Source organism: Achromobacter sp. RW408 (assembly GCF_003184165.1).
GTDB classification, from domain to species: Bacteria; Pseudomonadota; Gammaproteobacteria; order Burkholderiales; family Burkholderiaceae_B; genus Achromobacter; species Achromobacter xylosoxidans.
The window spans coordinates 1232428-1245629 of sequence record NZ_QHHO01000046.1; the positions used below are offsets into that span (position 1 = coordinate 1232428).

Genomic DNA, 13202 nt, shown 5'->3' on the forward strand with positions numbered 1-13202 from the left:
GGCGCCGACGTGACAGAGCTCCTTTTCAATATTTCGGGAAGGGCTGGGAAAAACCTAACCTTCCTAACCGACCTTAGCGAATCGGCCGGAGCGCCTTTATTCATGCGGGTTTCCGGCGTTTCGGAAAACCTAACCTTTTCCTAACCAAAGCCTAACCCGGTTAGGTTTCTATACCCTAACCTTATAGAAAATAGATATTCATATAAATCAAAGACTTACGACGAGGTTAGGTTTCAGGTTAGGTCAGGTTAGGTTTTGAACCTAACCACAATTACCTATAAAAATCAGTACCTTACACATCAATTTCTGGCCCGGTTAGGAAGGTTAGGTTTTTCCCAGCCCCTCCCCGAATATGCGTAAGGATTGTGCAAAAGGGCTTGAGGATGGCGCACCTACCGCTAACCATCGGCTATCGTTGCACCCTCGGGCTACCATCGGCAGAATGAGCAACAACGATCCGATCAGCGACCACTGACAACAAGAGCATGCGCATGGCCGCTTTTATAGAATTTGTCTGGGATGTTGGGAAACGTGGCTGGAAGTGGGCCACATTTCCAACAGCGACTGTCTTCGCAGCACTTACCTACTTCGACACGCTGCAAGGAACCACGCCCCTCACCAAGACGCTAACCGGCGTAGGCGTTGTGCTGCTCGGCGCCCTCTGCGGCGTCTTGCGAGGCGCCTATTTACGCGAGGCAGCCATCAGAGCAGATATCGCCGCGATATCCGATTCGCCGCCTCTCACAGTTCGTCTAGTCAAGCAAGGCGATGTCTATTATGAAGGGCGAATGATCATCATATTGGACAAGGCCCCGTGGCTGGAAAGAGGACTACTTCTTTCATTAACGAACGAGGTGGACAGCATTACACCGGTGGCCCTGTTATACGTAGAGACCTTTACGAGCGACGACTACCCTCAGTGCATTGTTTGGCGCGGCTATCAATCCGCGGAGGACCTGTGGGGCTTCTTGCGCGATCAGTCCCGCTGGAAGAGCTTGCAAGCTAGGCGCAACGTTCGAATAGAGCATTTGGAGAATGCAAACCATGACTAACGATGTAAACCGCAACGCTCTCGCCGCCGCACTGAAGCTATCCGGCGGCAGGGTTGTCAAAGTTAGTTCCCCGACAGAACTGGTTATCAATCTGGGGGAACAAGCAGGGCTACGCCACGGTCAAGAGGTATTGATCTATGCGATTGGCGAAGAGCTATTTGACCCGGTGACTAACGAGTCCTTAGGCCAGCTAGAACTGGTTAAAGGACGGGGCCGGGTGACGCACCTACAACCTCGCCTTGCGACTGTTGAAAACACAGAGACATACAAACGTGATCAGTTTGGCCTGTTTGGCCGTGGCCAGGAGGTGGCGACCGCCCCGTTCCGCAACCCTAGCGTCGGTGACCTGGTGCGCATTCTCTAAAGTGCGTCGTAGGTGCGTCGTTCTGCATCGCCTGCCAAGCCCCGCCAGCGGCCCGTAGAGGCGCGCAAACGCTGGCAGCAAGGGGTGACGCAGGGGTGAGTCTTTTTTCATAGATTTAGCGGGCAGGCGTGGAGGGGGGAAGACTGCGCGCCAGAGGTGGTGACGGGTCGATCTACTGTATATTTGTACAGTACTATGAGGTGCCCATCATGACCCTGCTCGACCGTCCCCCACCTACGCCCATGTCTGCGGCGCGCATACGCGAGCTGTACGCCCGCAACCCCACCACCGAGACCTGCGCCTTGGCCTGGGAAATCTGGCGCCTGCAGCGCGTTCTGATCGCGTTGGAAGCCGGTATGCGAAACGCGGCAAGCCTGCGCCATCGCCAGGATGTGATTGACCAGGTCACCGGCCTGCTGGAATACATCCAGCGCGAACCCTGTCTGACCGAGCCGCTGGCAGTCAAACAGGGGCGCAAGCGCGGCGAGCGTCGGTGAGGGCCAGGCCTGCAGACCACCGCGCGGCGCAGACGAAAAAAGCCCCGCTAGTGCGGGGCTGACGCCTGTGGTTCGGGCGCGCTACTCGTCGCCTTCTCCGGGGATCATGTAGGGCTTGAAGCGCACAACCTCATCGCCCAACCAGTCATTGATTTCCAGGAACTTGGCCTGCAGCGGCTCAAGCTCGTTACGCGCGAACACCTTCGCCGCCGATATCGGCGTGCCGAAGCCGCCCGAGTTCGTCGGCACCAGGCCCATGAGCTGCGGCGGCACCCGGTGCGCGGCGAGCACGTCATCGCGCGACACGTTCTTGATGTTGAAAAAGTCATCGCGCGCGGCCACCTCGCTAACCGGGATGATCTGCATGCCGTCTTTCTTGCCGCCGGGCGCATAGACAAAGAGGTTGCGGAAGTTGCCCGGCCCTTTCGAGTTCTTCATCGCCTCGCGGATGTCATCGACATAGCCACCGTCCGGCAGGGTGTCCGTCACGTACATGATGAATCCCGCATGACTGCCGTTGTGGTAGTACTTGCGCCGGAACAGCGTCGCGGACTCGTTCAACCATGCGGCATTGAGCGCGGCCAGGTACTCGGGCAGGCCATAGATTTCCTGGTTGATATCCGGCTGCATCAACTGGCACACCGTGCCGGCGCGGAATTCATACTCCTGGCCGGAGCTGGGCAGAAAGAAGAAGCGGCCAGGCTCAACGCCGCGCCGCGTGTACTTCGCAAGCGCGTGCTTCATCATGATCAGCTTGCCCGTCATGCTGTCCAGCCGCTCCGCGTAGGTGTTGCCGAAGGTCAGAAAATCGATGGCCATTTTCAGGCAGGTATCACGGCCAAATGCAGGATGCGGCAGCAGCGTGGAGGCCAGGATATTGGCCTTGAAGTAGATAGCCGAACTATGGTGCGGGCTGGCCCGGAACGTCTTGGACAGGCCGCCGAAATTGATCGGCGGCTCGTACCAGCGCCCATTGCGCCAGCACTCCAGATAGTCCAGTATCTCGCGCCGATCAAGCACCGGCACCGGGTCACCGAAGGTGAAGGCCTCGACCTTTTCAGGCATGGGCGCCGGCGCAGCGCTGGCCGCCTTGCTTTTCCGTTTCATCCGTAAATCTCCATGAAGCTTTTTCCGACGCCTGCGGCGCCTTCCAGGGGTTCCCAATCCAGCGCATGCATCAGCGCCCAGGCCAGGTCAGCGTGCCCGGTCTCGCTGGCCCGGCCGGCATCGTATGTGACACTGCGACCGCTGGCGGTGGTGGTCTTGCGAATTGCCATGAGCGACTGCGCCAGGTCGGTGGCGCCGGCGTCGAACTCCAGACGTTTGTTGCGGATCACATCCCCGGCCTTGAGCACCAGACGGCCTTTGACCTCGGGCGAATAGCTGTAGGATCGAACGCCGGGAAAGAACTGCTTGACCAGCTGGAACACGCCTTGCCCCATGCCGGTGGCGTCGATACCGATGTAGGCAACAGCGTACCGCTTCGTGATTTCCTCGATCTTCTTGGCCTGGGCTGCGAAGTCCATCCCCTTGAACTGGTGATACTCCAGCACGCGGAACTTGCCGCCGGGGGTGCGCGGCGCGGCCAACACAACACAACCGGCGGAATCTCCCGACAGAGACGGGTCATAGCCCACCAGCACCGGCCAGTGTCCGTAGGGCCGAAGCAGAAACTTCTGCACATCGACCCACTCGACCATGGAATCCACCATGCAGCCCTGCAGCACCGATAGCGGGAAGATGGATGCGGTGTCATCGATGAACCCGCACATCAGCAGGTTTTCGAACTGATCGGGGCTGTACTCAAGCCGCAGCTCATCAATGTCGAACAGGTTGCAGCCGCCAGCCTCGGCGTCCAGGATGGTGACGATCTGCCGCCAAATGCGGTCATCACACTGGTGGCCATTCTTCAAGATCGAGTGCGCCAGCTCAATGGCCACTTGATCGCGCTTGGCGCGGCGCTTGTTGAACACGTCGCCAGTCCAAAGTGGATAGGCTTCGTGGGCCATGCTGGACGGGGTGGAAAAATAGGTCTTGCGCCAATGCTTATGCAGCGCCATGCCGCTGGCCACCTTGTTCAGCTCCGCGAACTTCGGCACCCAGAAGAACTCATCGAAGTAGAAATTGCCGTGGTAGCTCTGCGCCGTGCGTGCGTTCGTGCCGAGAAAGTACAGGTGCGCGCCGTTCGGCAAGACGATGGGATCGCCCTTGAGATCGACGTCCGCGGCCTCTCGCGCGAATTGAATGATGTACTGCTTGAAGACGTGCGCCTGCGCCTTCGAGGCGGACAGGAAGATTTGATTTCGGCCCGTCCTGATCGCATCGTCCAGCGCCTCCCGCGCGAAGTACCAGGTTGCCCCAATCTGCCGCGACTTGAGGATCATCCGGGTGCGCTGATCGCCATTTCGCAGCCAGACCTTCTGATAGTCGAACAGGGAATCACGGAACGCCTGTGACAGCTTTTGCGCCTGCTCGTCGCTGATCGCATTGCGCTCGGGCTTGCGCTTCGGCCCTGCATTGCGCCGGTCAAGCGCGGGATTCAGCGTGGAATCGCGCCCGTCCTCATCGAACTTGCGCACGCGCGCGGTGCGCTCAAGCTGACGACCCAGCAGGTCGATTTCTTTGAAGTCGCGCCCGTCCTTCTCGGTCTTGGCGATGAGCGTGCATAGGCGGGCATCAAGTGCGGTCTCTACGCGCTCGACGGGCGAAGCCTTGTCCCAGCCGTCGCGCGTTTTCCAACTGTGCACCGTGGTGCGCTTTTCGCTCAGGTGGCGGGCAATGGACGATATGCGCCAGCCCTGCCAGTACAGGTCACGAGCGACGCGGCGCGGGTCGATATGGTCGGTGGATTGCAACATGCCGCCATCCTGCCGGGCTTCTCCGCGCGCGCGTGAAGCCGTCTCTTCTGGAACGCACGCGCACAACGCCGCGCCGTTGAGTGGCCGGGCGGCGGGGGCCAGTATGGCAACACCCGAACACCACCAACGAGCCAAACCCTATGAAAAAAGACCGCTGGTTTACCGTGGCCACCGAAGGCCAGACCACCGATGGCCGCAACATCCAGCGCACCTGGCTGGAAGAGATCGCGGCAACCTACAACCGCGAGAAGTACGGCGCACGCATCTGGATGGAACATATTCGCGGCGTCGTGCCGGAAAGTCCGTTCTGCGCCTACGGCGATGTCCTGGCCGTGCGCACCGAAGAAAACGATGAAGGCAAGCTCACGCTGCAAGCGCAGCTGGACCCCACCCCCGCGCTGGTGTCCATGACGAAGGGCCGCCAGAAAATCTATACGTCCATCGAAATTCAAGAAGACTTCGCCGGCACCGGCAAGTGCGGCTTGGTCGGCCTGGGCGTCACCGACAGCCCGGCCAGCCTGGGAACGTCGATTCTGGAATTCGCCGCCAAGAATCCCGCGTCCAACCCGCTCGCTGGCCGCAAGCAGTCGCCGGAAAACCTGTTCTCCAGCCTGCTGGAAACGCCCATTAACTTCGACGACGAAGCCAAACCCGACGACGATGCCGCCGGAGCAATGCAAGCGCTCGGCGCCTTCTTCCGCGCGCTGCTGCCCGGCCAAGCACCTAAGCCCATCCCGCCCGCGCCGAGCTTCTCCCAGGCCATGGACGTCACTGCCGCGTTGCAAGCATTCAACACCCTGGAAGCGGCAATCAAGAAGACCACCGGCGACCTGGCCGCCGCCGTCACCAAGGTCACGACCGAGATGGAGGAATTCAAGAAAAACGCTGCGACCGCCAAGGAACTGGCCGAGCTGCGCGCCCAGCTCGACAAGACGCCCGGCAACCACTCGCAGCGCCCGCCGGCCGCTGGCGGTGACGGCCGCCTGAAAACGGACTGCTAACGCGGGCCGATCCTCACCCATCAAAACCAAATCGGAACCACAACATGCGCAACGAAACCCGCGTCCTCTTCAACGCCTATCTGCACAACCTGGCCGAACTCAACGGCGTCGACAGCGTAACGCAGACCTTCAACGTCGTGCCGTCCGTGCAACAGACGATGGAGACCAAGATTCAAGAAAGCTCGGCCTTCCTGACCAAGATCAACATGATCGGCGTCACCGAGCAGCAGGGCGACAAGCTGGGCCTGAACCTCTCCGGCCCCATCGCCTCGCGTACCGACACCAAGGTCAAGGACCGCGAACCGCGCGACCTGACCACGCTGGACGTGAACGGCTACTACTGCCGCCACACCGATTTCGATTCCTTCATCCCCTACGCCAAGCTCGACGCCTGGGCGCATTTCAAGGACTTCGAGATCCGCATCCGCGATCTGCTGATCCAGCGCCAGGCGCTCGACCGCATCATGATCGGCTTCAATGGCAACAGCGTGGCGTCCACGACCAACCCCAGCACCAACCCGCTGCTGCAGGACGTGAACAAGGGCTGGCTGCAGAAGATGCGCGAGTACGCGGAAGAGCGCGTCATGAACGAGGGCAAGACGCCGGGCAAGGTCCAAGTTGGCGCCAGTGGCGACTACAAGAACCTGGACGCCCTGGTCTACGACGCCATCACGCTGCTGGACCCGTGGCACCGCGAAAACGCCGGCCTGGTCGCCATCGTCGGCCGTGGCCTCATGCACGACAAGTATTTCCCGCTGGTCAACCAGGACAGCCGCGCCACCGACACGCTGGCGGCAGACCTGATCATCAGCCAGAAGCGTATCGGCGGCCTGCCGGCGGTGCAGGCGCCCTTCTTCCCCGAAAAGAAGGTGCTCATCACCCCGCTGGATAACCTGTCTCTGTACTGGCAGATTGGCGGGCGCCGTCGTCACATCGAGGAAAACGCCAAGCGCAGCCGCGTGGACACCTACGAAAGCTCCAACGACGACTACGTGGTGGAAGACTACGGCCAAGCCGCCATGGTCGAAAACATCGAGCTGGTGCAGGCCTGACCATGACCAGCCCCGCACAACAACACCGCACGCGGGTGCTGGCCGCCCGCGCGAGCGCTGCCGATGGCGACGCGCCCGCCGTCATGGGCGGCATCTACGGCCAGATGATGGCCAAGCTGACCCAGGACCGGCGCCGCCTGCACGATATCCAATCCGTGGAGCGCAAGGTAGCCGTCAAGCGCGAGCTGGTTCCCGAGTATGCCGACTACCTGCAGGGCGTGTTGGCCGGCGACGGCGGCCAGCCTGATGAGGTGGTGACCACGCTCATGGTGTGGCACTTCGACATCGGCGCATTCGCGCGCGGCCTGCAGCTCGCCGACTACGTACTGCGCCATGACCTGCAATTGCCGGAACGGCTCAAGCGCAACACGGCCACCCTGCTGCTGGACGAGGTGGCCGGCCAGGTCGCCAACGGCGCTGTGTCAAAGCCCGAAGAGGCCATGCAGGTGCTGCAGGAAGTCGCGCGCCTGGTCGATGGCCAGGACGCGCCGGACCAAGCCCGCGCCAAGCTGCACTTGGCCTTGGGCAAGACGCTGGCGGCCCAGGCCGGCGAGGAGCCGCGCGGCCCGCAGCTGGAAATGGCGCGGGCCGGTGTCGCGCAACTGCGCCGCGCCGTGGAGCTGCACAGCGGCGTAGGCGCGAAAAAGCTCATCGAACAGCTGGAACGCAAGATCAAGAACGCCGGCGACGCCGGCTAACCGAGTGCCCCCAAGCGCACGGCGGCGCGGGCGGAAGGTCGGTCACAGACCGGCTGGATGCCCGCCCACCGCCGATTTCATGAGAACAGGCCATGAGCTTCATCGCAACCGCACCCGCGCCCCGCACCGAACCGCCGCAGACGGTCGGAAATGATGGCTTTTTCCCGGATATCGACCTGGCCAACGCCCGCGAGACGTTGCGCCTGGATGGCACGGTGACCGAACCGCGCCTGCGCTTCGCGCTCGTCGGCGCCATGCTGGAAGCCGGCAACAGCCTGGCCGCATGGAAGGACGTCCAGCGCGCCAAGGGCTACACCCAGCTCCAGGACGTCCCGGCCGAAAAGATCGACGGCGCCACACGCCTGGAGCACGCCTACCGCCGCGCTGTCTACAGCCTGGCCAAAGCCGACCTCATCGAGCGTATGACCGACTACGACGCCACGGCCGCCGGCCAGAAGCGGGCCGAATGGCTGGACGAGGCGCCCAGCGACCACCGCCGCAACGCGCGCTGGGCCATCGCCGATGTCATCGGCGCCAAGCGCAATATCGTGGACCTCATCTGATGAAAGTCCGCGCCCAACAAGGTGACACGGTGGACGCGCTCTGCTGGCGCCACCTGGGCACCACGCGGGACGTGGTGGAAGCCACCTACGAACTCAATCCCGGCCTGGCCGACCTGGGCGCGGTGCTGCCGCATGGCCATGTGGTCGTCCTGCCGGATGCCGCCCCTCAACCTACGGCGGCGCCTGCCGTCAAACTCTGGGACTGAACTCAATGGCCGAACCCTCGACCGTATCGGGCGCCGTGGCCACCACGCTGGTATCTGGCGCGGCCCTGTCGCAAATCCTGCCGCTGATCGACGCAAACGCGGCCTTCGGCGCCGTCATGGGCGCCGCCCTGGTGGCGAGTACCAAGAAAGACCTCACCGCCTGGAAGCGCTTCGTTTCCTTCCTGGTCTCGGGCCTGTGCGGCTACGGCGGCGCCGGCGAAATCGTCGCCCGCGAGCTGGCCAAGGAATCCTTTCTGCCCGCGCTGATCGGCGCGGTCGTCATCGTGCCACTGGCGCTCAAGCTGCTGGCCAAGGCACCGGACTTCGACCTCGGGAGCATTTTCCGAGGCTTTGGGGAAAAGAAATGACCGACCTGCCCCCCACCCCTGCGCTGTCCCTCATCGCGGTGGCCTGCGCCCTTCTGTACGCCGGCACGGCGAGCCGCTTCCTCTGGTATCAGCCCAATGGCGCCCGCCATCGACGTGTGCTGTCGTGTCTGGCCACCGCTCTGATTGCGGCGCTGTTCTGCCGCGCCGTCGAAATCCTGCTGCTGCACTCGCCGGCAAGCCTGTCCGAGCTGGTCATCGCCGCGCTGCTGTTCGCCGGCGCCTGGCGCGCACGCGGCAACCTGGCAACGTTCACCCGAGGGAACCCCGATGTCTGAAATTCTGCGCAAGGGCGCCATCGGCCAGGCCGTGGCCGATCTTCAATCTGATCTGCAGCGCGCCGGCTACAAGGTTGAGCGCACGGCGATCTACGACGACGCCACGCGCGGCGCGGTGGCAGCGCTACAGCGGGCCACCGGCTTGGTAGTCGATGGCGTCTATGGACCGAAGAGCCGCGCCGCACTGGCAAACCACGATGTGACCCGCTTTCTGCGGGAACCCGACCTGATCGCAGCCGCCGAACGCTTGGGCGTTTCCCTGGCCTGCATCAAGGCCGTGAACGAGGTGGAATCGAACGGACGCGGCTTTCTGCCCGATGGGCGCCCCGCAATCCTGTTCGAGCGGCATGTCTTCCATGAACGCCTGCGCGAGCATGGCATCGACCCGACACCGCACACCGCGCGCCTTCCCGCTATCGTCAATCCCAAGCGCGGCGGCTACGCAGGTGGCGCGGCCGAGTACGTCCGGCTCGCAACCGCGATCCAGATTTGCCGTCCTGCGGCGCTGGAGGCCGCGAGCTGGGGCGCATTTCAAATCATGGGCTACCACTGGCGCCGGCTGGGGTTTGAAAGCGTGGAAGCATTCGTTGCCGCGCAGCAGGAAAGCGAGGGCGCGCAGCTTGCCGCCTTCGTGGGCTTCATCGAGACCGATCCGGGTCTGCATAAAGCCCTGGCCGGCCGCAAGTGGGCGGCATTCGCGCGCGGCTACAACGGCCCGGCCTACGCAGAAAACCTCTATGACGTGAAGCTGGAGCGCGCCTACACGCGATTCTCCGAAGAAGACGCGGGGCAGGCAGCATGAACACGTTCCTGCGCGCCATCGCGCCCTACGCAGCAACCGCCATCCTGGCCGTGGTGGTTTGGTTCCAGCGTGGCGACATCGCACGCCAGGAGGTCGCCATCACCGCCTATGGCCAGGTCATCGAGCGCCAAGCCAGCGACCTGGCGGACCTGGGAAGCCGCATGACCACCCAGCGCCTGGACCTGGCGAAACTGGAGCGCGCGCAAGACGACTTCCGCAACGCGCTGGACCAGCGCACGTTCGACCTTGAAAGGCTCAAGAATGAAAATCCGCAAGTTCGCAGCTGGGCTGATACTGTGCTGCCTGATCCTGTTGCAAGGCTGCGCCAGCGCCCTGCCCTCGCCGGGGCCGCGGCTTACGCTGAATACCTGCGCACCCGTGACCCCGTGCAGTCTGCCGGCGGCGGCGCCAAGGACTGACGGCGATCTGAATCTGTTGATAGACCGCGTTGAGGCCGCCTGGGCTATGTGCGCGGCCAAGGTGGACACCATCATCAAATGCCAGGACGAGGCGAACCATGCGAAAGGCCAATGAGCTGCGCGAATATCTGACGCGGCACAATGAGTTTCTGTCCACTAACCCGGACAGGCTGCATGTTTTCGTTGACGACGGCGGCATCCATTGCACGGGAACGCGCAACCTCTCGCACGAATATCGGTACACCCTCACCATCGTGGTGACCGACTATGCAGGCCAGGCTGACACCCTCATGCTGCCGCTGCTGGCCTGGCTTCGCATCAAGCAGCCCGAACTGCTGATCAACCCGGAACGACGCGCCAGCGCAATCCAGTTTGATGTTGAGCTGCTGAACCATGAGTCGGCGGACATTGAAATCAAGCTGCCGCTCACCGAACGCGTAGTGGTGAAGCCATCGGGCGCCGGTGGCGCCCTGGTGGCCGAGCATGCCGACGAACCCGCCGACGCCGAACTGCCGACCGAAGATGAGGAAATCACCATCGTCATCCCGGGCGCGGCCCCGGTTACCGTCACTGTCCCGGCGTGGCGCCATCCCTATGAGTGACGATTTCTCGGACGTGCAGGCCTGGGCGGCGGCGCTGCTGGCGCAGCTGCGGCCAACCGAACGCCGCCGCGTGAATCGCGCTGTCGCGGTGGAGCTGCGCCGCACCGAGGGCCAGCGGATTGCGGCCCAGCAGAACCCGGACGGCACGCCCTACGCCCCAAGGCGTACCAAGAACCTGCGTGGCAAGCGCGGCGCCATCCGTCGCAAGATGTTCACGCGGTTGCGCACCGCTCGATACCTGCGCGTAGAGGCCAGCGACACCGACGCGGTGGTCGGCTACAGCGGGCGCGTAGCGCGCCTGGCCCTGGTTCACCAGGAAGGCCGCAGCGACCGCCCGGCACGCGGCCAGAAGCCCGTTCGCTACCCGCGCCGCAAGCTGCTGGGATTCACCGAACGCACCCGAGAAATGGTGCTCGATACCTTGGCGCGGCATCTGGCCGGCCAAGGCCTGTAGCACGCCGAAGCACAAGGCGCGCCCCGTGCGCGCGCGATGGCGGCCCGGCAACATGGCCGCTATGCATGAAATCGCCGAACTCTTCCGCCTCATCTCCAACCTGATCCGCATCGGTACGGTTTTCGCCGTCGATCTGTCCAGCCAGCCGGCACGCGTTCGCGTCGAATCGGGCGACCTTCAAAGCAACTGGTTGCCGTGGCTGGAGCTGCGCGCCGGCACGACAACGACATGGAACCCGCCCACCATCGGCGAACAAGTCGTTTTGCTGTGTCCTGATGGTGACCCGGCCGCCGGCGTGGTGCTGATGGGGTTGAACTCGGATGCGATACCCGCCCCGTCCGCCAGCGCGGCGGAACACGTCACGCTCTACCCGGACGGCGCCCGCATCGTGTACGACCACGAGGCCGGCCAGCTCACGGCCGAAGGCATCAAGACGGCAACGGTCACCGCCAGCGAGTCGGCCACCCTCAAATGCCCGGAAATCACCCTTGACGGCAATGTGACCGTGACAGGACTGTTCACCTATCAGGCCGGCATGAGCGGCAAGGACGGCAAGGGCAACAACACAGTCATCACCGGTGACCTGCGCCACACAGACGGCGCGCTTTCGTCCAATGGCGTCGTCTTGCACACGCACACCCATGGCGGCGTGCTACAGGGCGGCGCACGTACCCAAGGGCCGGGGGCAGGCGCATGAGCTACATCGGGATGGACGCCAACACAGGCCTGCGGATCAGTGGCCGACAACACCTGAATCAGTCCGTGACAAAGATACTCACGACGTCGATAGGGACGCGCATTCGCCGTCGCCCCTTCGGCGCGCTGGCCGCCGACCTGATCGATACCCCCACCAATGGCGCCGCCGTCCTGCAGCTCTACGCGGCGGCGGCCACGGCGTTGATGCTGTGGGAACCCCGGCTGCGTGTTCGCAGCTTGTCTGCCAACGTCAACGCAAACCGGCCCGGCGCCGTCGTGCTGAACATCATCGGCGAAGCCGACACCGGCGACCGCACCGAAAGTGTGTCCCTCTCCACCACGTTGAGCGCCTGATATGGCAAGCCCGAACATCATCGACCTTTCCCAGCTGCCCGCGCCGGACGTGGTGGAAACGCTGGACTACGAACGAATCCTGGAGACGCGCAAGGCGCGGTATCTCGCCCTTTTCGCGCTAGAAGACCGCGACGCCGTGGCCAAAGCGCTGGCGCTGGAGTCGGAGCCGCTGGTCATCACCCTGCAGGAAAACGCCGAGCGCGAAGTCATCTTGCGCCAACGCATCAACGACGCGTCCCGGTCCGTCCTGCTGGCATTCGCGCGTGGCGCCGACTTGGAACACATTGCAGCCGAGTATGGCGTAAGCCGCCTGGTCATACGGCCGGCCGACCCCGCCGCCGTGCCGCCAGTCGAAGCCGTTTACGAAAGCGACGACGAACTGCGCGAGCGCGCACAGCTGGCGTGGGAAGGTCTGTCAACCGCAGGCCCGCGCGATGGCTACGTCTTCCATGCCTTGACCGCGGACGGGCAGGTCGCGGATGCGACCGCCACCAGCCCCGAGCCTTGCGATGTGCGCATCTGCGTACTCGCCCGCGATGGCGACGGCACCGCGCCGGCCGAGCTGCTGGACAAGGTACGCGCCAAGCTCAACGACGAGGACACCCGCCCCATGGGCGACCGGTTGACCGTCCAATCCAGCAGCATCATCACCTACAGCGTGCGGGCGGTTCTCCACATGAAAGGCGAAGGCCCGGGCCGGTCGGTCGCGCTGGAGGCCGCCACGCGCGCGTGTCGCGCCTACGTCAACCGGCCCCGCCGCGCCGGCGTATCGGTCTGGCGATCCGCGATCAATGCCGCGCTGCATGTCGAAGGCGTCGCGCATCTCGACTTGATCGAGCCTGCGGACAACCTGGTTCTTGACTCCACGCAGGCCGCCACATGCGTGGCGGTGGAAGTCTCCATTGCGGCCGGCGGTTGAA

General features: G+C 63.5%; 20 protein-coding genes. 18 read left to right on the forward strand and 2 right to left on the reverse strand.

Going from position 1 to position 13202, the window contains the following annotated elements; all coding sequences use genetic code 11:
- Nucleotides 1-491 precede the first annotated feature (491 nt).
- The 3 genes from DK459_RS30420 to DK459_RS15745 all read left to right on the forward strand — a co-directional run bounded on the left by DK459_RS30420 (nucleotide 492) and on the right by DK459_RS15745 (nucleotide 1913).
- On the forward strand, nucleotides 492-1052 hold the full coding sequence (locus DK459_RS30420) for a hypothetical protein (RefSeq protein WP_146221872.1): 561 nt from the start codon (nucleotides 492-494) through the stop codon (nucleotides 1050-1052).
- Nucleotides 1045-1416, forward strand: coding sequence for a hypothetical protein (locus tag DK459_RS30425; protein ID WP_146221871.1), 372 nt, complete (start codon nucleotides 1045-1047; stop codon nucleotides 1414-1416). Before DK459_RS30420 ends, DK459_RS30425 begins: the two co-directional genes overlap by 8 nt.
- A gap of 209 nt (nucleotides 1417-1625) precedes the next feature.
- The gene (locus DK459_RS15745; protein WP_146221870.1) at nucleotides 1626-1913 is read left to right on the forward strand and encodes a hypothetical protein; all 288 of its coding nucleotides are present in this window, start codon (nucleotides 1626-1628) and stop codon (nucleotides 1911-1913) included.
- Nucleotides 1914-1994: 81 nt separating this feature from the next.
- On the opposite strand, the gene DK459_RS15750 is transcribed toward DK459_RS15745, so the two are convergent.
- Nucleotides 1995-3020, reverse strand: coding sequence for a phage portal protein (locus DK459_RS15750; protein ID WP_110134419.1), 1026 nt, complete (start codon nucleotides 3018-3020; stop codon nucleotides 1995-1997).
- Nucleotides 3017-4771 (reverse strand): terminase ATPase subunit family protein, encoded by a 1755-nt coding sequence (locus DK459_RS15755; RefSeq protein ID WP_006390733.1) that lies wholly within the window; start codon nucleotides 4769-4771, stop codon nucleotides 3017-3019. Before DK459_RS15755 ends, DK459_RS15750 begins: the two co-directional genes overlap by 4 nt.
- A 140-nt stretch (nucleotides 4772-4911) precedes the next feature.
- Here DK459_RS15755 and DK459_RS15760 point away from each other — a divergent pair, with 140 nt between their 5' ends.
- From DK459_RS15760 to DK459_RS15825, 15 genes are all read left to right on the forward strand, one after another.
- Entirely contained in the window at nucleotides 4912-5772 is an 861-nt protein-coding gene (locus DK459_RS15760; RefSeq protein ID WP_110134418.1) for a GPO family capsid scaffolding protein, read from the forward strand.
- Between the two features lie 44 nt (nucleotides 5773-5816).
- Entirely contained in the window at nucleotides 5817-6824 is a 1008-nt protein-coding gene (locus DK459_RS15765; RefSeq protein WP_058664979.1) for a phage major capsid protein, P2 family, read from the forward strand.
- A 2-nt stretch (nucleotides 6825-6826) separates the two neighbouring features.
- A complete protein-coding gene (gene gpM / locus DK459_RS15770; protein WP_110134417.1) occupies nucleotides 6827-7522 on the forward strand; it encodes a phage terminase small subunit in 696 nt (231 codons plus the stop codon).
- 92 nt (nucleotides 7523-7614) lie between these two features.
- On the forward strand, nucleotides 7615-8085 hold the full coding sequence (locus tag DK459_RS15775) for a head completion/stabilization protein (RefSeq protein ID WP_110134416.1): 471 nt from the start codon (nucleotides 7615-7617) through the stop codon (nucleotides 8083-8085).
- The gene (locus DK459_RS15780; protein WP_006390738.1) at nucleotides 8085-8291 is read left to right on the forward strand and encodes a tail protein X; all 207 of its coding nucleotides are present in this window, start codon (nucleotides 8085-8087) and stop codon (nucleotides 8289-8291) included. Before DK459_RS15775 ends, DK459_RS15780 begins: the two co-directional genes overlap by 1 nt.
- A gap of 5 nt (nucleotides 8292-8296) precedes the next feature.
- A complete protein-coding gene (locus DK459_RS15785; protein WP_006390739.1) occupies nucleotides 8297-8659 on the forward strand; it encodes a putative holin in 363 nt (120 codons plus the stop codon).
- On the forward strand, nucleotides 8656-8955 hold the full coding sequence (locus DK459_RS15790) for a phage holin family protein (protein WP_006390740.1): 300 nt from the start codon (nucleotides 8656-8658) through the stop codon (nucleotides 8953-8955). The genes DK459_RS15785 and DK459_RS15790 overlap by 4 nt, the downstream gene beginning before the upstream one ends.
- A complete protein-coding gene (locus DK459_RS15795) occupies nucleotides 8948-9757 on the forward strand; it encodes an N-acetylmuramidase family protein (protein WP_110134415.1) in 810 nt (269 codons plus the stop codon). Before DK459_RS15790 ends, DK459_RS15795 begins: the two co-directional genes overlap by 8 nt.
- The gene (gene lysB, locus DK459_RS15800; protein WP_110134414.1) at nucleotides 9754-10176 is read left to right on the forward strand and encodes an Rz-like lysis system protein LysB; all 423 of its coding nucleotides are present in this window, start codon (nucleotides 9754-9756) and stop codon (nucleotides 10174-10176) included. The genes DK459_RS15795 and lysB overlap by 4 nt, the downstream gene beginning before the upstream one ends.
- A complete protein-coding gene (gene lysC / locus DK459_RS31005) occupies nucleotides 10070-10291 on the forward strand; it encodes an Rz1-like lysis system protein LysC (RefSeq protein WP_233256741.1) in 222 nt (73 codons plus the stop codon). Before lysB ends, lysC begins: the two co-directional genes overlap by 107 nt.
- Nucleotides 10275-10778, forward strand: a complete 504-nt coding sequence (locus tag DK459_RS15805; protein WP_110134413.1) for a phage tail protein — start codon at nucleotides 10275-10277, stop codon at nucleotides 10776-10778. The genes lysC and DK459_RS15805 overlap by 17 nt, the downstream gene beginning before the upstream one ends.
- Nucleotides 10771-11232: a phage virion morphogenesis protein gene (locus tag DK459_RS15810; protein ID WP_110134412.1), complete on the forward strand. Its 462-nt coding sequence runs from the start codon at nucleotides 10771-10773 to the stop codon at nucleotides 11230-11232. Before DK459_RS15805 ends, DK459_RS15810 begins: the two co-directional genes overlap by 8 nt.
- A 61-nt stretch (nucleotides 11233-11293) precedes the next feature.
- Nucleotides 11294-11929, forward strand: coding sequence for a phage baseplate assembly protein V (locus tag DK459_RS15815; RefSeq protein WP_110134411.1), 636 nt, complete (start codon nucleotides 11294-11296; stop codon nucleotides 11927-11929).
- Nucleotides 11926-12282, forward strand: a complete 357-nt coding sequence (locus DK459_RS15820; protein WP_233256740.1) for a GPW/gp25 family protein — start codon at nucleotides 11926-11928, stop codon at nucleotides 12280-12282. Before DK459_RS15815 ends, DK459_RS15820 begins: the two co-directional genes overlap by 4 nt.
- Before the next feature lies 1 nt (nucleotide 12283).
- A complete protein-coding gene (locus DK459_RS15825) occupies nucleotides 12284-13201 on the forward strand; it encodes a baseplate J/gp47 family protein (protein WP_110134410.1) in 918 nt (305 codons plus the stop codon).
- The last annotated feature ends 1 nt before the right edge of the window (nucleotide 13202 follow it).